17 protein-coding genes are annotated in these 20,567 nt (G+C 63.8%); 2 read left to right on the forward strand and 15 right to left on the reverse strand.

The window, feature by feature from the left end:
• Positions 1-50 precede the first annotated feature (50 nt).
• The 6 genes from NKJ80_RS23620 to NKJ80_RS23645 all read right to left on the reverse strand — a co-directional run bounded on the left by NKJ80_RS23620 (position 51) and on the right by NKJ80_RS23645 (position 6,705).
• On the reverse strand, positions 51-1,025 hold the full coding sequence (locus NKJ80_RS23620; protein WP_023709181.1) for an ABC transporter substrate-binding protein: 975 nt from the start codon (positions 1,023-1,025) through the stop codon (positions 51-53).
• Between the two features lie 424 nt (positions 1,026-1,449).
• Entirely contained in the window at positions 1,450-2,235 is a 786-nt protein-coding gene (locus NKJ80_RS23625) for a glucose 1-dehydrogenase (RefSeq protein ID WP_023696617.1), read from the reverse strand.
• Between the two features lie 9 nt (positions 2,236-2,244).
• A complete protein-coding gene (locus NKJ80_RS23630) occupies positions 2,245-3,009 on the reverse strand; it encodes an SDR family oxidoreductase (RefSeq protein ID WP_023684416.1) in 765 nt (254 codons plus the stop codon).
• 106 nt (positions 3,010-3,115) lie between these two features.
• On the reverse strand, positions 3,116-4,624 hold the full coding sequence (locus tag NKJ80_RS23635) for a sugar ABC transporter ATP-binding protein (RefSeq protein ID WP_352498400.1): 1,509 nt from the start codon (positions 4,622-4,624) through the stop codon (positions 3,116-3,118).
• A gap of 29 nt (positions 4,625-4,653) precedes the next feature.
• Positions 4,654-5,592 (reverse strand): sugar ABC transporter substrate-binding protein, encoded by a 939-nt coding sequence (locus NKJ80_RS23640; protein WP_023684414.1) that lies wholly within the window; start codon positions 5,590-5,592, stop codon positions 4,654-4,656.
• A 129-nt stretch (positions 5,593-5,721) separates the two neighbouring features.
• On the reverse strand, positions 5,722-6,705 hold the full coding sequence (locus tag NKJ80_RS23645) for an ABC transporter permease (RefSeq protein WP_050588086.1): 984 nt from the start codon (positions 6,703-6,705) through the stop codon (positions 5,722-5,724).
• Between the two features lie 284 nt (positions 6,706-6,989).
• Here NKJ80_RS23645 and NKJ80_RS23650 point away from each other — a divergent pair, with 284 nt between their 5' ends.
• The gene (locus NKJ80_RS23650) at positions 6,990-7,952 is read left to right on the forward strand and encodes a sugar-binding transcriptional regulator (protein ID WP_352498401.1); all 963 of its coding nucleotides are present in this window, start codon (positions 6,990-6,992) and stop codon (positions 7,950-7,952) included.
• A gap of 16 nt (positions 7,953-7,968) precedes the next feature.
• On the opposite strand, the gene NKJ80_RS23655 is transcribed toward NKJ80_RS23650, so the two are convergent.
• From NKJ80_RS23655 to NKJ80_RS23690, 8 genes are all read right to left on the reverse strand, one after another.
• Positions 7,969-8,562, reverse strand: coding sequence for a hypothetical protein (locus NKJ80_RS23655; RefSeq protein WP_352498402.1), 594 nt, complete (start codon positions 8,560-8,562; stop codon positions 7,969-7,971).
• A 97-nt stretch (positions 8,563-8,659) separates the two neighbouring features.
• A complete protein-coding gene (locus NKJ80_RS23660; RefSeq protein ID WP_352498403.1) occupies positions 8,660-10,147 on the reverse strand; it encodes a xylulokinase in 1,488 nt (495 codons plus the stop codon).
• 20 nt (positions 10,148-10,167) lie between these two features.
• A complete protein-coding gene (locus NKJ80_RS23665; protein ID WP_023668524.1) occupies positions 10,168-11,490 on the reverse strand; it encodes an NAD(P)H-dependent oxidoreductase in 1,323 nt (440 codons plus the stop codon).
• 161 nt (positions 11,491-11,651) lie between these two features.
• The gene (locus NKJ80_RS23670; RefSeq protein WP_023726373.1) at positions 11,652-12,755 is read right to left on the reverse strand and encodes a mandelate racemase/muconate lactonizing enzyme family protein; all 1,104 of its coding nucleotides are present in this window, start codon (positions 12,753-12,755) and stop codon (positions 11,652-11,654) included.
• A 17-nt stretch (positions 12,756-12,772) separates the two neighbouring features.
• Entirely contained in the window at positions 12,773-13,480 is a 708-nt protein-coding gene (locus tag NKJ80_RS23675) for a GntR family transcriptional regulator (RefSeq protein WP_023687078.1), read from the reverse strand.
• A 179-nt stretch (positions 13,481-13,659) separates the two neighbouring features.
• Entirely contained in the window at positions 13,660-14,814 is a 1,155-nt protein-coding gene (locus NKJ80_RS23680; RefSeq protein ID WP_023740662.1) for an efflux RND transporter periplasmic adaptor subunit, read from the reverse strand.
• Between the two features lie 14 nt (positions 14,815-14,828).
• Positions 14,829-18,017 carry an efflux RND transporter permease subunit gene (locus tag NKJ80_RS23685; RefSeq protein WP_023740663.1) on the reverse strand — a complete coding sequence of 1,063 codons (3,189 nt, stop codon included), beginning with the start codon at positions 18,015-18,017 and terminating at the stop codon, positions 14,829-14,831.
• The gene (locus NKJ80_RS23690) at positions 18,011-18,271 is read right to left on the reverse strand and encodes a hypothetical protein (protein ID WP_352498404.1); all 261 of its coding nucleotides are present in this window, start codon (positions 18,269-18,271) and stop codon (positions 18,011-18,013) included. Before NKJ80_RS23690 ends, NKJ80_RS23685 begins: the two co-directional genes overlap by 7 nt.
• 242 nt (positions 18,272-18,513) lie before the next feature.
• Here NKJ80_RS23690 and NKJ80_RS23695 point away from each other — a divergent pair, with 242 nt between their 5' ends.
• Complete coding sequence (locus NKJ80_RS23695) at positions 18,514-19,095, forward strand: TetR/AcrR family transcriptional regulator (RefSeq protein WP_023668517.1); 582 nt, start codon at positions 18,514-18,516, stop codon at positions 19,093-19,095.
• Between the two features lie 440 nt (positions 19,096-19,535).
• Here NKJ80_RS23695 and NKJ80_RS23700 read toward each other — a convergent pair whose 3' ends face one another.
• The gene (locus tag NKJ80_RS23700) at positions 19,536-20,558 is read right to left on the reverse strand and encodes a LacI family DNA-binding transcriptional regulator (protein WP_023668516.1); all 1,023 of its coding nucleotides are present in this window, start codon (positions 20,556-20,558) and stop codon (positions 19,536-19,538) included.
• Positions 20,559-20,567 lie beyond the last annotated feature (9 nt).

The raw sequence follows: 20,567 nt of genomic DNA on the forward strand, positions 1-20,567 counted from the left end.
TGGAGATAAGACCCGGCCGCTAGGGCCGGGTCTGGCTTCCAGTCAGGCGATCACTGCGCCCAGGCTTTCCAGTCTGCTTCGTGGGCGGCGATCCAGGCGGCGGCGACATCTTCGGGCGTCTTGCCGCCGAGGTCGATCTCGCCGCTCATCTTGTTGAGCTCATCGGTGTCGATCGTGTACGCCTTGGCCACCTTGTAGGCGACCGGCCATTTGTCCTTCATGCCGGACCAGGAGTATTTCCAGATTTCGCCATGCGGTTTGCCGCAATCATATTTGGCATCCGGGTTGGTGCCCCATTTCGGGTCGGTGTAGCACTCGGGCGTATACTCCGGGAATTCGACCCACTCGCCCTTGTACTTGGCCGGCGCCCAATGCGGCGAATAGATCCACAGCATGATCGGCGCCTTGCGCTGATAGGCCGAGTCCAACTCGGCGAACATCGCCGCGTCGGTGCCGGCATGGATGACGGTGAAGGGCAGCTTCAGCGCCTCGACGCGCTCGTCGTCAAAGCCTTCCCAGGTTACCGGGCCGCCGAGATAGCGGCCCTTCGGCGCCGTCTCCGCTGTCGAGAACGCCTCGGCGCATTTCGGGTCCTTCAGCGCTTCCCAATTGGGCAGGCCGGGGCATTTCTCCTTCATATATTCGGGAAACCACCATTCCTCCTTGGCCTTCGGCCCGAGCTTGCCGAGCCGCTCGGTCTGGCCGGTGGCGTCTGAAGCCTTCATCGCTTCGCCGGCCGTCGTGTCCCAGAACTCCAGGCCGACATCAAGGTCGCCATTGGTGAGGCCGGTGGTCAGGCTGGAGAGGTAGTCGGCTGTCGGATATTCGACGGTATAGCCGAGCTTTTCGAGGATACCGCCAAGGATCTTGGCGTTGAGGTTGACGCTGGTCCAGTCGAACAGCGCGATCTTGATCGGGTCGTTGGATTCAGGTGCTGCTGCGTGGACCGGTGATGTAAGCGCACTTGCGGCGGCAAGCGCCAAGGCTCCCATTGATAGGTTCGAAATCACACTGCGAAATGACATGCTTGTTCTCCTGTCAAACCATGTGGAAATTTCTTGATCGTTCCCTTCTTGCGTCTTTTCTTGATTGTGTTGGAAAGGCGGGTCGTTACGCAAGCTCGTTCGCACCAAGCCAGTGCCGCGGCCGCAACTTGCGCAGGCGAAATGGTTGCTCGACTTGGTGTTTATGTGATGCCGGGCGGGCCCGCGTCATGGCATCGGATGGATTGCTGCGTGAGCAATCGTCAACAGATCGATCGCCGCTCCAGCGGCGCTCTCAGACGTGCGAGCCATCAAGGTCCCATGGTCTCGGCCGGCGAGCCCCATCCCGCCAAGGCCGTTTCATGAGATGAAATTATATATACCAACGTTCATGCGGCGCAACGGCTGATGCCCTGTGCACTGCGGAATTTCAGACTGGTCGATTGCCAACCGCCAGAGCTGACGTTCACGACATGATCAGGCCGCCATCGACATTGATGGTTTGGCCGGTGATGTAGGTGGCGTCGTCGCTGGCGAGAAAGCTGACCAGGCCGGACACGTCCTCGCCGCTGCCGGCGCGGCCCATCGGGATGTTCTTCACCCATTCGGCCATCAGCTCGCCGGGCTTGTAGTCACCCATCAGCTTGCCCCACGCTGCGTCATTATAGGCCCACATGTCGGTGTCGATAATGCCGGGGCAGATGGCGTTGACGGTGATCTTTTCCTTGGCCACTTCCTTGGCCAGGCTCTGGGTAATGCCGACGACGCCGAACTTCGACGCCGCATAATGCGGCGTGTAGATGAAACCCTGCCGCGCCTGGCCCGATGCCGTGTTGATCAGCCGGCCGCCATCGCCATGCTTGCGGATGCGGGCGATCGCTTCCTGACAGCACAGGAACACGCCCTTGGTGTTGACCGCCATCACCTTGTCCCACTCGGCCTCGGTCATCGCCTCGATCCGGGCGATGGTGATGACGCCGGCATTCTGCACCGAAATGTCGACACGGCCGAATTCCTTCTCGGCGAGGTCGTAAAGCGCGGTGACCTCATCCTTCCTGGTAACGTCCATGCGCATCGACGCGACCTTGGCGCCTGCCGCTTTCAGGCCGGCGGCGACGTCCTCGACGCGGGTATCGATGGCGCTGACCACCACCGCGGCACCTTCCTCGGCGAAGCGCTTCGCCATCGCCGCGCCGATGCCACCGCTCGCGCCGGTGATGACCGCAGTCTTGCCTTCAAAACGCTTCTGCATCTTTTCTCCTTACCAGCAGACAAAACCGCCATCGACGATCAGGTCGATGCCGGTGACGTAACTCGCGGCGCGGCTGGCCAGGAACACGGTCGGGCCGACCATCTCTTCCGGCGTCGCCATGCGCCCCATGGGCGTGTCGCGTTCGAAGATCTTGATCTGTTCGGCGACCTCCGGCCGCTTGTTCATCGGCGTCAGCGTGTAGCCTGGGCTCACCACATTGACGCGCAGGCCGCGATCGGCCCATTCCATGGCGAGGCTTTTCGACATGTGGATGACCGCCGCCTTCGACGAATTGTAATGCGCCTGGGTCAGGCCGCGATTGACGATCGAACCCGACATGGAGGCGATGTTGATGATCGAGCCCTTGCGCCGCGTCAGCATGGCGCGCGCTTCGGCCTGGCAGGACAGGAACACGCCGCTGACATTCACGTCGTAGATTTTCTGCCACTTCTCCAGCGACAGCGTCTCGGCGGCCTCGGCTCCTGCAATGCCGGCATTGTTGACGGCGATGGTCAGCGCGCCGAGCTCCTTTTCCGTGCGCTCGACTGCGGTCGCTAGGTCGGCCTCCGACGTCACCGTCCCGGTCAGCACCACCGCCTTGCGGCCAAGCGCGGCGATCCTGTGCGCGGTCTCATCCAGCCCGCCTTTCGAGGCATGGCCGAAACAGGCTATGTCGGCGCCGGCTTCGGCGAGCCCGATGGCAATGGCCTGGCCAATGCCGCTGCCGGCGCCTGTTACCAGCGCTACGTCGCCGCTGAGATCGAATAGTTTCATGTTGTTCCCCCTCCTGAAATGAAGGGGCGCCAGTCTTTGCTGGCGCCCCGCGCGGTCCGGTCCTTGGGAGGATACCACCTGCTGCGCTTTGTTCCGACTCCTGTCCTCAGCTCGTGGCGAGTTCCATCACCGCGACATTGCTGGCCTCGCTGCGGCCGAGAATGCCGCGCTGGCGGCCGCGGCTCAGCACCAGCACCCGGTGCGACAGACCCAGCACCTCCTCGAGGTCGGAGCTCACCACCACCACCGCCATGCCGGAACGGGCGAGGTCGGCAATGACGTCGTAGATTGCCGCACGCGCACCGACATCGATGCCGCGCGTCGGCTCATCGAGGATGAACACCTTCGGCGGTCGCGACACCCATTTGGCGATGATCACCTTCTGCTGGTTGCCGCCGGAAAGCTTGCTGACCGCCTGGCCAGGTTTGCCCTTGACCCCGAGCCTTGCGATGCCGGCTTCGGCGAATTTCTGCACCGCTTTCGGAAACACCCAGCCTTTCGGCGCGACATGGTCGAAATTGCCGAACGCCAAATTCTCGCCGATGGTCTGGTCGAGAACGACGCCTTGCGCCTTGCGGTCTTCCGGCACCAGCACGACGCCGGCCTTGATGGCTGCCGCTGGCCCGCTGAGATGCACCGGTTTGCCGGCAACGCGCACCGAGCCCGACGAGATCGGATCGGCGCCGGCGATCGCCCGCACCAGTTCGGTGCGGCCGGCGCCGATCAACCCGGCAATGCCGAGGATCTCGCCTGCTTTGACCGAGAAGGAAACGTTGTTGAAGCTCTTCTCCGGCGAGGACAGGTTGTCGACCTCGAGCAGCGTCTCCTCGCGCGGCGGCGACAGATGCGGGAACATCCGTTCGACCGAGCGGCCGACCATCTGCTCCACCACTGTGCGCACGGGAATATCGGCGCGCTCGTGGCGGGCGACGATGCGTCCGTCGCGCATCACAATCACGCGGTCGGCAATCTGCGCGATCTCGTCGAGACGATGGCTGATGTAGATGAAGGACATGCCCTCCGCCTTGAGCTTGCGGATCTGCTGGAACAAAAGCTCCGTTTCCTCGCCGCCGAGCGCTGCGGTGGGTTCGTCGAAGATCAGCAATTCGGCATTGAGCGTCAACGCCTTGGCGATCTCGACCTGTTGCTGGGCGGCGATGCGCAGCGTGCCCACCTTGCGCTCGGGCGAGACGTCGAGGCCAAGCCGCTTCAACTGCGCCGAGGCCTTGGCGTTCATCTCGGCGCGGTCGATGCGGCCGCCGCGCATCGGCAGGCGCCCGACATAGACGTTTTCCGCCACCGACAGATCCGGCAGCAGCTTCAGTTCCTGATGGATCATGCCCACACCGGCATCGATTGCCGCGGCAGGCGAGGCGGGGGAATAGGGCTTCCCCCGCCAGATGATGGTGCCCGCGTCGGGCCGGGTCGAGCCGGCGATGATATTGGACACCGTCGACTTGCCGGCGCCGTTTTCGCCGAGCAGCGCCACAACCTCGCCCGGCCGCACCTCAAAGCTTGCATCGGCCAGGACCTGGACCGGTCCGTAGCTCTTGCAAAGGCCGTTGACGAAGAGCCCGTTGTGCGGGCTTTCGCTGTGGCGAGGATCAGGAGACATCGTGGTGCTCTCTTAAGCGGTGCCGGTCGTTACGGATGCTTGGCGATGAACTGCTCGACATTGTCCTTGGTGGTCAGCGTCGCATCCTGCAGCTGCTCGGCCGGAACGCTTTCGCCGGCCACCAGCTTGATCGCCGCATCGACGGCGAGACGGCCCATGCCTTGCGTCTGCTGCGTCGCGGTGACGTCGAACACGCCGTCCTTCAGCGCCTTGAGCGCGGCCACGTCGCCATCGAAGCCGGCAACCCAGACCTTGTGGCCGGGATTGGCGACCTTGACCGCCTGCGCCGCACCCAGCGCCAGCGCATCGGCCTGGCCGATGACGATGGAGACATCGGGATGCGACTGCAGCAGGTCCTGCGTCAGCTTGAAGCCTTCGTCCTGGTGCCAGCCTTCGCTCCACAATTCGCCGACCACCTTGATATCGGGATAGGCCTTGAGCGCTTCGCCGCAGCCCTTCGAGCGATCCACTTCCGGCGTGGTGCCCTTCTGGCCGTGGATGATGATCAGTTCGCCTTTGCCGCCGGCCTGCTTGGCGATGTAGTCGCACACCGCCTGCGCCGAGGCGACGCTGTTGGTGGCGATGAAGGTGTCGCCGGGCGCGCCGTCGGCGTTGCGGTCGACATTGACCACCGGAATGCCGGCGGCCTTGGCGGTCTTGGTCGGCACGGTGGCGGCTGTGGCGCCGGCCGGAATGTAGATCAGCGCGTCGATGTTCTGCGTGATCAAATCCTGTACCTGGCTGACCTGCGTTGCCGAATCGCCCTTGGCGTCGACGGTGACGATCTCGATGCCCTTCTCCTTGCCGTAGGCTTCGACCGACTGCTTGATCTGGTTGAAGAAGTCGGCCTGCAAATTGGCCACCGCGAGGCCGAGTTTCTTGGCCTCCTTGGCCGAGGCCATGTCGGTCAGGCCGAGCAGGGGAATGATTGCGGCAGCGGCGAGCAGCAGTGAACGTTTGGTGAGCATGTGTTTCCTCCGTTGATAGTCAAACTGTCCCGCCAGCGCATCGCGCCCCTTGGAACATCCCAGTTTCGGATCGACCGATCCGTCTATCGCCCGGACGTTCCGGGCGAATTCTCAATTGTGCCCCGCTCTCTATCGCGCCCTGCGCCGCCAGGTGTCGCTGGCGACGGCCAGCGCGATCACCACGCCGATCACCACCTGCTGGATGAAGGGCGAGACGCCGAGCAGATTGAGGCCGTTGCGCAGCACGCCGATGATGAGCACGCCGACCGCTGTGCCGCCGATCGAACCGACGCCGCCCGAGAGGCTGGCGCCGCCGATCACCACCGCCGCGATGGTGTCGAGCTCATAGCCGAGGCCGGAACTCGGCTGCACCGAATCCAGCCGCGCGGCAAGCACAATGCCTGCAAGACCCGCAAGCACGCCGCAGATGGCATAGACCCAGTTGGTCAGCGACTTCACCGGAATGCCGGAGAGCCGCGCCACCTCGGCGCTGCCGCCGATGGCGTAAAGGCTGCGGCCGGTGGCGCGGTAGTTGAGGAAGATGGCGAAGACGATCGCCAGCACCATCATCACCCCGACTGTGACCGACAGGAAGCCGAAATGGCGGATGATCGACAGGCTGGTGAACCAGTCGGGAAAGCCGACGATCTGCGAGCCGTCGGTGATCATGTTGGCAAGGCCGCGCGCCACCGACATCATCGCCAGCGTCGCGATGAACGGCGGCAGCCGGGTGACGGTCACCAGCAGGCCGGACACCAGTCCGCAAAGGCCGGCGACGACCAGTGCTGCAACGACGCCGGCCGCAAGGCCGAGATTGAGATAGTCGGGATGGGAGACAAAGCCCATCACCATGGCGGCCAGCGCCAGCACCGAGCCGACCGAGAGATCGATGCCGCCGATCAGGATCACCAGCGTCATGCCGATTGCCATGATGCCGAGCACGGTGATCTGGTCGAGCACGTTGAGGATGTTGCGCACGGTGAGGAACGTGTCGGTGGTCAGTGTCAGCGCCAGGCAGAGCAGCAGCAGTCCGATCAGCGGTCCCATGGTTCCGGCAAACAGTGCCGAAAGCTTCGCGGCCGTCGCACCTTGAGTGCCGGGCGCGGCTTTCAACTCGCCAGCCTTCGACTCGCTTGCATCATTACTCACGGCCACTTCGTCTCCTCCGTCAGCGAAACGGCGATGGCCTGCCGTCCGCTCTTGTTCACCAGGCACCTTGTGAACAATTTATCTTTGATATGCAATTTTGTTCAGCTAAACTGTTCATTAGAAAATTGTCAAGAGCCGTTGCGCCATTCGGCGGTGGTTTGCGCCACCGGGCGGTTTGTCCTAGGGAAGGCCAGGGGGCGGCGCTTTGCGGAAAAGATTTCCGAAATCTGCCGCGGGAGAGCACGAGCATGGCGACCGTCGAAAATGAGAAGGCCTCGCGCTTCCCCGATGCCGAGCTGAAGGCCCGCGCTGCCTGGCATTACTATGTCGAGGGCCTGACGCAGGAGCGCATCTCCGAGATTCTTGGCGTCGGCCGCATCAAGGTGCACCGGATCCTGTCGGCTGCCCGCGAGGAAGGCATCGTGCAGTTCCGCATTCGCGACAGTGTCGTCGAATGTGTGCAACTCGAGGAGAGCCTGAAGCAGCGCTTTGGGCTAAGCCAGGCGGTCGTGGTGCCGTCGGCCGCCGACCGCAGCAACGCGCCGCTGATGATCGGCCACGCGGCTGCCGCCTATCTCGCCGACAACGTCAATGCCGGCGACGTCATTGCGCTGGGCTGGGGCCGGACGCTGAAATTCGCCATCAACGAATTGCCGAGGCGGCCGATTGCCAGGACGACGGTCGTCTCGATGCTCGGCGGCCTCACCCACGCGCAGCCGCTCAACCCGACCGAAAGCGCCTGGGAGTTCGCCGAAAAGATCGGCGCTGAATGTTTCCTGCTGCCGGTGCCGGTCTATGCCGACAAGCCGGAACAGCGCGATGCCTTCATGAGCCAGCGCAGCGTTCAGGATGTCGTCTTCCGCGCGCGCCGCGCCAACATCGCCGTGCTCAGCGTCGGCTCGTTTTCCAAGGACAGCCCGATCGCCAATTACGGCTTCATCAAACCGAGCGAACTAGAGGAATTGCAGGCGGCCGGCGCGATCGGCGACCTCTTGTGCCATTTCATCGACGCCGAGGGCCACTCTGTCGACCATGAGGTCAACCGCCGCGTCTGCGCCTATCCGCTGCAGGATCTGTCCGATATTCCGAGCATCATCCTGGTGTCAGGCGGTCAGGAGAAGGTCGCCGTCATGCGCGCCGCGCTCGCCAACACCAGGATTTCGGTGCTCATTACCGATGAGGATGCGGCCAAGGGCCTGCTCAACCGTTGAGCGCTGTCGGCGTCGGTCAGAATTCGCAGGGCTCCGGACGACTGTCGTCCGACCAGTCGGCCAGTGCGATCGGCACGAATTTTCCCGCGACCGGTTTGCCGTCGTCCAGGTCCTTTGAAGCGGTGCCTTTGCCGGTGAGAAAATTGATGTCGCAGCCGCCCAGCGTCGTCTCGACCGAGCCGTCGGCTTTCTGCACATTCCAGTCCCAGTCGCGACTGTAGCCGGCGACAAGGAATTTACCGCCGCGCCAGACGATGGTCAGCGTTGTATCCCATGATTTGTTGGCGCCGCAGCCGAAGCACGAGGTGACGACAAGCGATCCCTTGCCCTTGCTTTCGAGCCCGAGAATACGGTCCTGCGTCAGCGCCTTTTTGACAAAGTCAGGCTTGCGCGAAGGATCGAGCTTTCCTTCGCCGGCAGCCAGATAGATCGAGAGATCCGCCAGCCCGCTGTCGGAATCCGCCGCGATCGCGGCCCGATCCATCCTGCCGTCATTGTCCATGTCGAGCGTGACCTCGAAGGGCGGCTCGTCCTGCGCACGCGCCGTCATCGGAGCTGCCGCAAGCGCGACAATCCAGGGCAGGGCGGCAAGGTGAAATACTGCTTTCATGAGCCCGATGAGTCTAGCATTGGCCGGGCAGGACGCAAAATCGGCAAGCTGGGCAGGTTGGGCATGGGAGCCTCACGCAGGCAAGCTGCGCTTGAACTCAGATCGCACCGAGCCGCGCGTGGATGTCGCGTGTCGCGTGATAGAGGTCGCGGTAGATCGCCTTGCGCGCCCGGTAAGCCGGCACCAGCGTCATATCCGGATCGACACGCCTGGCCGGCGCCGCCGCCATTGCCTTGGCGGCGTCTTCCGCCGAGGCGAACCAGCCGATCGCCGAAGCCGCCAGCATGGCCGCGCCAAGGGCCGCCGCCTCGTTGACCGGCGACACGAACAGCGGCCGCTCCAGCACGCTGGCCATGATCTTCATCAGCAGCGCCGAATTGGTGCCGCCGCCGGCGGCAATCATCTCTCCCGGCTTGCCGCCGCTTTCGGCCTCCATCGCCTCGCTGGCGATGGCCTGCTCCAAAGCGATGCCTTCCAGCGTGGCGCGGAAGAGATGCCTGGGCTCATGGTCGAGCGACAGGCCAACAACGGCGCCGCGCGCCGCGCCATCCCAATAGGGGCTCATGACGCCGGCCCAATAGGGCATGACCAAAAGACCGTCGCCGCCGGCCGCAACATCGACCGCACCCTTCTCCAGTTCTGCCGCGGAAGACGCGCCGGTGGTGCGCACGATCCAGTCGACCAGTTGCATGCCCGAGCGCAGCACGGTTTCCAGCATGAAGCCGGAGCCGGTCGGCGAGACCAGCGTGCGAAACGCGTCCGATGTGGTGACCGTGCCGGAATAGCAGCCGCTGACGACGCCGGAGCCGAGCGAGAGATAGCTCCTGCCGGCACCATAGACGCCCATGCCGAGACCCATAGCCTGGCCATCGCCGGCGCCGGCGACAATTGGCGTGCCCGCTTTGAGGCCAGTCAGCTGGGCAATGCTTTCGGCAAGGCCGCCGCAGATTTCGCCTGGGCCGATCAGCGCCGGCAACTGCCCTGGCTGCAGCCCTGCAGCCGCGACAAGCTCAGGGTGCCATTCGCCTGTCGCGACATCGAGCAAGCCGAGCGGGTCGGCACTTGCCGTGCTGGTAACCAGCCGTGCGGTCAGCCGGTGAACGAAGAAGCCATGAACATCGACCAGGGCGGCGGCGTTGGCCAGCACCTGCGGCTGGTGTTCGGCCAGCCAGGCGATGGCATAGAGCGCCGGCGTCGGATCCGGCGGCTTGCCGCTCCAGTCGCGGATCGTCTCGCGGCCAAGCTCGGCCGACAGCCTGGCGACTTGAGGCCGGGCGCGCTCGTCAAGCCACAGGATCGCCGGGATGAGCGGCGTGCCGGCCTGATCGATCAGGGTGAAGGTCTCGCGCTGATGGGCTATGGCAATTGCCGCCACGCGCGCGGCGCCGACCTTGTCGGCAACCTGCTTCAGCGCACTGATAAGGGCTGCCCACCAATGTTCGGCATCCTGCTCGAAATGGCCGGGCTTAGGATTGGCCAGTGGATAGGCCTCGCGCGCCTGGAACAGGTCCGCGCCGTCGCGGGTGAAGGCGATTGCCTTCACCGCCGTCGTCGAGGCATCGATCCCGATAACGACATCGTCCATCACAGGGAGATCCCGAAGGTTCAGGCGGCGTTGGTCACAAACTGTCCGTCCGACTGGTCGAGACGGCGGCGGATCTGCGTTATCACCATCGAATCGTCGGGTACACAATTTTCATAGGTGAGGAAGTCGCCGGTCTTGACCGGCTTGACCACCTTGGCGCGTTCGGCAATCCCGAGCGGCAGCGCGCCCTTGGCGCGGGCGTCCTCCCAGGTCATGGCGAAGCCGCGATAGTCGTTCTCGCCGATCATGCCGAGCGATTGGCCCGCGCCGAGATCGCTCTTGGCCACCGCCACCGCTTCGGCGACCGGATGGTCGAGGGGCTCCATGTCGGCGCGTTTGTAGACAACGGCGCGCGCCGCCGACAGTGGCACTTCAAGGCTTGTCAGGTGATAGGGACGGTAGATCGTGAAATAGGGGCCCTTGCCGACCTTGAGGTCGACCATGCGCTCCAGCACGCGCGGATGCCTCGTTTCGATGATGCAGAACACGCCGGGCGCCACGCCCTTGCCGATAGAATAGTCCACCACGCCCTTGCGGTGCAGCACGCCGCCATCCTCGCGCGGGCAAAGCACGCTGGCCAGTTCCTCCAGCGTCGCCGTCGGGCCGTGCATGCCCGGCACGTCGGGCACCAGCCCGGTGGCGTTGGCGATAGCCACCATCTCGATCGCCGTCTTGGAACCGTCGACGAACTCGACCAGCATGCGCGCATTCATGTTGCGCTCGGCCGCTTCCTTCTCGTAGTCGGCGGGCATGGCGTCGATCTTGAGCGGGTTGTTTTTGCCCTTGCCGGCGGCGATGATGTTGAAGCCGAGGCTCTTGGCGAAGCCGATGATCTCCAGCGTGCAGGCGGGTTCGTCGCCGGCCGCACCGGTGTAGACCACGCCGGCCTTGCGCGCTTCCTCCTTGAGGAAGCGGCCGATCGTAATGTCCGCCTCGACATTGAGCATAACGATGTGCTTGCCGTTCTTCATCACTTCGAGCGCAAACAGCGTGCCGATGTTGGGATTGCCTGTCGCGTCGATGATGACATCAATGCGGCCGGCCGCGGCCAGCGCATGCAGATCTTCGGTGACAGCGATCTTGCCGGCCTCGATGGCGCGGTCGATGGCAGAGGCGTTCGCAGCCTGGACGATGTCGGAGCGGTCATGGCCGGCGAGCAGTGCGGCATCGATCGCCGCTTGCGGCCGCACCTCGGAAATGGCACCGATCCGCATGCCCGGCATCAGCGCCACCTGGACGACGATGTCGGTGCCCATCTGCCCGGCGCCGGCGAGTCCGATGGTGATGGGCCCTTGGGCTTCAGCGCGCTGCAGAAGTTCCGCTGCAAATTGCGGATGGGCCATATCGCTTCCTCCAGTCACGACGCGCCGCAGCGTCAAATCATCATTTTGAACATTCCTATTTCCATCTGAAAAATATTTCAACCCACAAATCGGAGAATGGCTGCAGGACCAAATCTCCCACGGAGGATTCGTGGGGTGACAGCTTCATGCTGCGCTTGATCTCAGCCGATCTCTAGGAAAGGCTTGCCGAGCAGGTCGGGCACGACATCGATGCCGAGGCCGGGCCCGTCGGGAATGCCCATGTGGCTGCCGGTGACCGGTGGGGCGTTGGAGGCCGTGCGCACCGTCACCCACTCATGGAAGGCGATGGCGTGCAGCCGGCGTTCTTCCGGCGTCGACAGCGACAGATGCGCCATCGCCGCCGTGTCGATCTCGGCGCCGCCCGTATCCTCGACGGTGATCATGAAACCGAGATCGACGGCGACGTCGCGGATTTGCCTTGTCCTGGTTACGCCGCCCAGCCGCGAAATCTTCAGCGTCAGCCCATCGGCGGCGCCGAGGCGATGGATTTCCAGCATCGCCTCGAGCGAGATGACGCTCTCGTCCAGCACCATCGGCTTGTCGAGCATGCGGCGCACCGACATGTTCTCCTCGATCGTCGTGCAGGGCTGCTCGAACGTGTAGTCGATGCCGCGCGTGGCATCGGCGAACTGCCGCGCCTGGTAGGGTGTCCAGCCGGCATTGGCGTCGCAGAAAATCACCGTGCCTTTCGGCACGGCCGAAGCGACTGCGCTCACCCGGTCGATGTCGTCATGCACATTGCCGCCCACCTTGACCTGCAGCCGCCGGCAGCCTTCCGCGATGATCCTTTTGGCCAGTGCCGCCATCTGGTCGAGCGTGCCGTGGGTGACAACGCGGTAGGTCTCCGCCATGTCGCTCTCGCGGCCGCCAAGCATGGTCACCAGCGGCACGTCGGCGGCCCGGGCCGCCAGATCCCAGCAGGCCATGTCGAGCGCCGACTTGATGTAGGGATGGCCCTTGAACACCGTATCCATCAATCGGCCGATGCCGGCGAGGCCACGCGGGTCCTGGCCGATCAGGTGCGGCGCGATCTCGACCACGCCCGCGCGCGTTCCCGCCGGAAAGGCGGCCGAATAGAAATTGCCGAGCGGCGCCATCTCGCCCCAGCCGGTCACGCCGCTGTCGGAGGTGATGGCGACGATCACCGCATCGAAGCAGTCTGCAACCCGCCCCTTTGACATGCGGTAGGGCCCGTCCACGAAGGGCTGCACGACGCGATAGGCCTTGATGGTTTTGATCTGCACTTGTCTGTCCGTTGTCTCTAGGCGTTGAGGAGGGTCAGCCCTTCGATGTTCCGCTGATCGAGGCCACGCGCATAGGCAAGCAGCTCTTCGAAATCGAGGTCGATATGCTCGCGCGCATGGCGCTGGGCAGCGCGCATGTCGGCGCCCTTCAAGAGCCGCACATAGGTTTCGTGGAGATCTTCGGCCGGCACCGGCTCGTTGCGGGCCCGCTGGTGCAGGGCAAAGTACATCTGCAGCCGGCTGGTCAGCCGCTGCCAGGTTTCCAGCAACACCGAATTGTCGGCCCATTCATAGATCAGCCCGTGCAATTGCAGTGCGGTCTCGATCTGGCGGGTGGTGTCGCGCGCGCGCGTTGCCTGCTTCACCGCTTCGTGGCGGCGGTCGAGTTCATCGAAGAAGCGCTGGTCGCGCAGCTTCCATGTCCGCTCGATGGCGAATTCATCGAGCACCTTGTTCAGCGAGTAGGCGTCGTCAATGTCCTTGGCGGTGACATCGATGACGAAGGTGCCGGCATAGGGAATGCTGGTCAGGATGCCTTCCTGCACCAGCTCGCGCATAGCTTCGCGCAAAGGCGCGCGGCTGACCCGCATCTGCTCAGCGATCCTCAGCTCGCTCAGCTTTTGGCCGGGTTCCAGCTGGCCGGTCAGGATCGCCCGCCGCAACAGCGCAACGATCTCGGCTCGGCGTGTCGTATCCGCGATCGGATTGAAGTCCAGCTTGGCCATTCCGTCACTCCAGTGAGAGCCGGAAACAGACAAGCAGATTGTCGACAATCCTACAATATGTCTGTTCCGGATTCTTGTGCCTTGCGGTTACTCCAAAAACGGCGTGCGGCGCTCCATAAAAAACGGCGCCCTCGGCGTGGAAGCCGAAGGCGCCGCAGGACCGGGGCTGATGGGGGTTATCAGCTGGCCGGTTTCTCCTGGGGCAACGGCGAGATCGGCATTCCTGGTCCGATCTTCTGCAGATTGCCCGTTATCACCTGGTCGCCTTCGGCAACGCCGCTGAGGACCGCCACAAGGTCGCCGCTGGTCGCGCCAAGCGAGACGATGCGCTGGTCGACCGTGTTGCCCTTGCCGACGACATAGACATATTTGCCGAGCTGGCTCGAACCCAGCGCCACCTGCGGCACCATCAGCGCGTCGGGCAGCTGCTTGATGTGCAGCCGCACGCGGACATACTGGCCCGGCAGCAGCGAGAACTTCGCATTGCCGATGGTGGCGCGCGCCGTAATCGTGCCGGTCGAGTGGTCGACCGTGTTGTCGATGAAGGTGAGTTCGCCCTTCTGGCTGGCTTCGGTCTCGCCGGGCAGCAGCACCTCGACCTCGATCGGGCCGGCGGCGCGGGCCTGTTCGATTTCGGCCAGGTCCGTCTCGCTCGGATTGAAGGTGACGTAGATCGGGTCGAGCTGCACCAGCGTGTTCAGCACCGTGCCGGCGACGCTGACCAGCGTGCCGACCGAAGCCTGGTTGCGGCCGACGCGGCCGGCAAACGGAGCGTGGATTTCGGCGTAGCTCAAATTGAGCTCGGCCGTGCGCACCGCCGCCTGGTTGACGGCAAGCGACGCTTCGGCCTGGCGCAAGGTGCTCGTACGCTGGTCGAACCCATCCTTGGCCAGATAGCCGCTCTTGGCGAGTTCGGAGCCGCGGCCGAGATTGGAGCGCGCATAGTCGAGGCTCGCCTGGTCGCGCTGCACTTCGGCCTTGGCCTGGTCGAGAGCCGCCTTGAAGTCGTCAGGCGAGATCTTGTAGAGCAGATCACCCTGGCGCACATCCGCGCCGTCCTTAGCCGTCTGCTCCTGCAGATAGCCGGGCACGCGGGCCTGCAAGGTGACGCTGCGGATCGCCTCGATGCGGGCGGCGTAGTCAAGGTAGATCGGGATCGTCTTCTTGACCACGCTCGTCACCGGCACCGGCATGACGAATGCCGCAGGTGCTGCCGTCGCTGCCGCCGTGCCGGCATTGAGGCTGAGATTGCCCATGTCGAGGAAGTGGACGCTTGCCACCGAGATCGCTCCCAGGGCGACGGCCGTTCCCAAAGCTATTTTCCATTTACGCATTTTGGTCTCCAATTCTATTCGGCTGCTTCGGCCAGGCGCATCGGCGCTGGTTCGGCAGTCGGTTCATTATTGTCCTGGTCATGAGCAGCGTTCGGTTCGCTGCGCACGCGGCCTTCGCGCAGCTGTTCGATGACCGCGTAGAAGACTGGCACGAACACCAGCGACAGGATGGTCGCCGCGACCATGCCGCCAAACACGGTGGTGCCGATCGACTGCCGGCTTGCCGCACCCGCACCCGTCGCAAACATCAGCGGCAGCACGCCGAGGATGAAGGCGAAGGCCGTCATCAGGATCGGCCGCAGCCTCAGCCGCGCAGCTTCCATTGCCGCGTCGACAATGCTCAGTCCCTCCTCGCGCCGCCGCCTTGCAAACTCGACGATCAGGATCGCGTTCTTGGCGGCGAGGCCGATCAGCATGACGAAGCCGATCTGTGAGTAGACGTCGATCTGCATGCCGCGCAAGAACAGGGCTGCGAAGGCGCCGAACAGGGCCAGTGGCACCGCCAGCAGCACCATGAACGGCATCGCCCAGCTCTCATACTGCATCGCCAGGATCAGGAAGACGAAGACGATGGCGAGGCCGAAGACGACCGACGCGATCGATCCTGCCTTGAGCTCCTGGAAGGTGATGCCGGTCCATTCGAAGCCGAAATCCCTGGGCAAAGCGGTGGCAGCGGCCCGTTCCATCGCGGCAACCGCCTGGCCCGACGAGAAGCCGGGGGCTGCGCCGCCATTGATCGTGGCCGAGGCGTTGTTGTTGTAGTGCGGCACGGTTTCCGGGCCGACGAACGGCACCAGTTTGCCCAGTGTGCTCAGCGGCACCATGCCGCCGGAGGCGTTGCGCACATAGAGCCGCGAAAGGTCGCCTGCGTCGGCACGTGCATCCTTGTCGGCCTGGATGGTCACCCGGAAGGTGCGGCCGAACAGGTTGAAGTCGTTGACGTAGAGCGAGCCGAGATAGATCTGCAGCGTGTTGAAGACGTCGGGCAGGTTGAGGCCGAGCAGTTTGGCCTTGCTGCGGTCGAGGTCGTAGTTGAACTGCGGCGTCGAGGTCGAGAACGGCGAGAACAGCTGCTGCGGGTTGATTTCCGGCTGCTTGCGCGCCTCGGCGATCACGGCTTGCGTCGCGTCGTTGAGGGCTGAACTGCCGCGCCCGGTGAGATCCTCGACGACGAATTCGAAGCCGCCCGTGGTGCCGATACCCGGGATCGAAGGCGGATCGAAGGACAGCGCGAAGGCTTCCGGAATCTGCATCAGCTTGCCGCGCACGTCGGCGACGAGCTTCGACGCGCTCTGGTCGGGGCCGCGCTCTTCCCACGGCTTCAGGATGGCGAACTCGACAGCCGAGTTCGACTGCGCCGCACTGGTCAGGAAGTTCAGGCCGCTGATCGAACCGACAATCTCGACTCCGGGCGTAGCTTGGAGGATGTCGCGCGCCTTCTGCGCCACCGCATCGGTGCGTTCCAGCGAGGCGCCGTCAGGCAGCTGGATGACGACGAAGAAGTAACCCTGGTCCTCGACCGGAAGGAAGGTCGAGGGCAGCTTCTGCCAGACGAAGTAGGTGGCCACCAGGCCGGCCGCGAACAGACCGAGCATGATCCAGCGCAGCCGGATGAGGATACGCACGCCGTGCGCATAGGCATGCGACAGCCTGTCGAAGCCCGTGTTGAACCAGCGGAATGGGGCGAACTGCGTCTCGCCGCGATGGCGCAGGAAGGCGGCACTCAGCGCCGGGCTGAGCGTCAGCGAGTTGAAGGCGGATATGCCGACCGAAATCGCCACCGTCAGCGCGAACTGATTGTAGAGCTTGCCGGAGACGCCAGGAATGAAGGCGACGGGCACGAAGACGGCCATCAGCACCGCGGTGGTGGCGATGATCGGTCCGGTGACCTCGGCCATCGCGGCCTTGGTCGCCGCCAGCGGTTTGAGGCCCGCCTCCAATTGACGCTCGACATTTTCCACCACCACGATGGCGTCGTCGACGACGAGGCCGATGGCCAGCACCATGCCGAGCAGGGAGAGCATGTTGAGCGAGAAGCCCATCATTTCCATGACGACCATCGTCGCCACCAGCGACACCGGAATGGCGATGGTCGGGATGATCGTCGTGCGCCAGCTCTGCAGGAAGATGAACACCACGGCCACGACCAGCACCAGCGCTTCGCCAAGCGTGATCAGCACGTCGTGCATCGATGCCGACACGAAGCGCGTCGTGTCGTAGTGCATGGCGTAGCTGACGCCCTTGGGAAAACGGGCCGACAGTTCCTGCATCTTGTCCTTGACGTGCTGCTGCAGATCGAGCGCGTTGGAACCCGGCATCTGGTAGACGGCGAGCACCACCGTCGGGTCCTTGCCGAAGAAGGCCGACGACGAATATTGCAGCGCGCCGAGTTCGATGCGGGCGACGTCGCGGAGCCGCACCAGCGAGCCGGTGCCGGTGTTGGCGCGCACGACGATGTCGCCGAACTCCTTGGGGTCGCTCAGGCGGCCGACGGCGTTGACCTGCATCTCGAAGGCGGTGCCGGCGGGCGCCGGCGACTGGCCGATCTTGCCGGCGGCCACCTGGACGTTCTGTTCCGAGATGGCATTCTGGACGTCGACGGCGGTGATGCCAAGATTGGCGAGCTTGTCCGGGTCGAGCCAGACGCGCATCGAGTAGCGGCGCTCGCCGAATATCTGGACGTCGCCGACGCCAGGCAGCCGCTTCAGCGGATCGACGACCTGCAGATAGGCGAGGTTACTCAGCGCCACCGGATCGACCGAACTGTCGGGCGAGGTCAGGTTGACGATGAGGACGAAATTTGGGTTCTGCTTCTTGATCGTCACGCCGCCCTGGTTGACGATCGCCGGCAGCGAGGAGGCCGCTTGCGAGACGCGGTTCTGGACGTCGACGGCCGCGGTACTCAAGGAATAGCCGACATCGAAGGTGATGGTGATGGTCGAGGAGCCGTCATTGGAGCTCGACGACGACATGTAGGTCATACCTTCGACGCCGTTGATCTGCTGCTCCAGCGGCGTCGTCACCGTATCGGCGACCACTTGCGCGCTGGCGCCCGGATAATGGGCGCTGACTACGACCTGCGGCGGCGTGATGTCGGGAAACTGCGAAACCGGCAAAAGGAAATAACAAATCGTCCCGGCGAGCACCATGATGATGGCGATGGCCGAGGCGAAGATCGGACGATGGATGAAATAATTTACCACGACACGCAAACCTCTTTAGAAGGACCGGCCTCTTTAAAAGAATGGGCAGACCGGGACAGCCGCCTGCTGCGCACTGAGCCCGGGTCCTGCAAAAAATACGAAGACGGCGCCGCGCCGCTGAGGCCCTGCTCATCGGCCACGGTCCTCAGCATCGCTTCGAAGGCGCGCGGGTTGACGCGGTCCGCTTTCATCACCAGCCGGATCATCGGATCCCGGATGGCTTCATCGATGGTCAAATCCTTGCGCTGCGACATTGGAGCGTCTCCATTCCAGCGGCCCGCATCGGACGATCGCGAACCGGTTTTCATCTCTTCACCGGCCGGAGCCGCATGACCTGCAATTTTCACCCTTTGTGATCTGGCAGGACCAGTTCACGGCCTTGTTATTGACGGAAGGCCACATAGGTGTTACCAGTAAGTAACATTCGGATAGTTACAGACCGGTAACACCCTAGTCAAGAGGTGAACCGAATTTTTAGGGAGACAAGGAGACTGCGATGGCAGACGGCATTACCGATCGCGTGCGCCCCCGGGACCGAATCCTGGAGACGGCGCAGGACATGTTTCACAAGCATGGCATCAAGGGCGTCGGTGTCGACGCCATCACGGAAGCCGCCGGCACCAACAAGATGACGCTCTACCGTCATTTTGAGTCGAAGGACGAACTGATCGTCCAATGCCTGCGCGCGTCGGCGGCTAAAGGCGCCGCGATGTGGGACCAATTCGAGGCTGAGCATCCCGGCGACAAGCTCGCCCAGTTGCATGCCTGGATTCGCATGGCCGCTGCTTGCCTGGCGGCTGACGGTCGCGGCTGCGACATGGCCAATGCCGCCGCCGAGTTGACCGAGCCGGACCATCCCGCCAGGAGCGTGATCAAGGAGCTCAAGAGCGCTCAGCGCGATCGCCTCGTTGCGCTGTGCCGGGATGCGGGCATCGGTCAGGCCGAGCTTCTGGCCGATACGCTGTCGCTGCTGTTCGAAGGGGCGCGCGTCAGCGTGCAGACCATGGGCTGCCAGGGCCCCAGCACGCAGTTCGTGCGCATGGCTGAAGGCCTGATCAGCTCTTTCAGGGCGCGCTGAATTCCAGCTCACCGAGTTTGCAAGGCCCCCTCATCCGGCCGCTTCGCGGCTAGCTCCTCCCCGAGGGGAGAAGAGGCTGGCGCCGGCGCTGATGATCTCCTTTCGCTTTGGCGAGAGGTCGGATTGCAGCGAATTGCTCTTTGCAACTCGGTCTCGGCAATCCGGGTGAGGGGCTTTGGATATGCCAAGTTTCATTTGAGAATGAAAAAAGCCCGCTGCCGGGAGGAGGTGGCAGCGGGCTCGATTTCGAACGAGATGCGGGAGGAGGTGCACCGCGCTCAGCGTCGGCATCGCATCTGGGAGGAGTAGATGGCCGACACCCAGATGAGTACGGGTTGCCCAATGATTCGGCAACAATGAAAGTTGCATGGCTGCTGTGCAGATTTGCGGCATCTACCCCGACTTGTCGTACAAATCGGAGAAACCGCCACGGCGCGACTTCACTGCACCGGCACGTTTTCCTTGAAGATCAGCCGTGGCTCGATGAACTTCTTCGTCAGGTAGGGCGCGGCGGACGCGATCGAGCCGAGCAGGCGGATCACAGATTGCTCCGCGATCAGCCGCGCATTCTGGTCGATGACGACATCGGCGAGGTCGTCAACGAGATAGCCGCGCGTTTCCTTGGTCAGGTCGTGGCAGATGAAGACCGGCTTCTTCTTTGGCTTGGCCTCAAGCAGCGCTCTCGCCACACCTGAGCGCCCAGCGCCGACGCAGTAGATGCCGAGCAGTTCCGGCTCGTTGTGCAGCGCCTGCATCGTTGCGGTGTAGCTGCCCTCCGGTTCGTCATTGATCTCGACCGCACTCGAGACCGTGAGATTGGGGAATTCCTCTGTCAGCACCGACCGAAAGCCCATCTCGCGCTCCTCGTGCCCGCGATAGGAACGCGAGCCGACGACCATCGCCAGATGACCCTGGCGGCCATTGAGGAAGCGCCCCATCAACAGCGCCGCCGTGCGTCCGGCAACCCGGTTGTCGATGCCGACATAGGCCGAACGCGGGGCGGCTGGAACGTCGGAGACCAGCGTGACAAGGCGGATGCCTGCCTCGACCACATCGCGCAATATGTTGCGCGTTCGCGGATGATCGACGGCAATGACGCCGACGCCATTGGCCTTCAGCGACAGATTTTCAACCGCCGCCTGCAGCGCTGCCGGCGAGATGCCGCCGAGATTGTGGATCCGGCACGAGGCGACCAGCGGCAGGCGCCCCGCATAGTCCTCGATGTGCCCGGCGAGGTCGATCATGAAACCGTTGGCGCCGATCGGCAGGAAGAATTCAAGATGCGCCGGCCGCGACGGCAGCGTCACCTGATCGACCACCGGCAAATAGCCGAGCTGCTTGGCCGCCTCCATCACCCGTTGGCGGTTGGCGGCGCTCGCGCCGGCCCGGTTGTTCAGAACCCGGTCGACGGTCGCGGTCGACAGGCCGCAGCTCCTGGCTATGTCGGCAACGGTGGCTTTCATGGCTGTAGT

Origin of the sequence: Mesorhizobium sp. M0030 (assembly GCF_040323695.1) — a bacterium.
Taxonomy (GTDB): Bacteria; Pseudomonadota; Alphaproteobacteria; order Rhizobiales; family Rhizobiaceae; genus Mesorhizobium.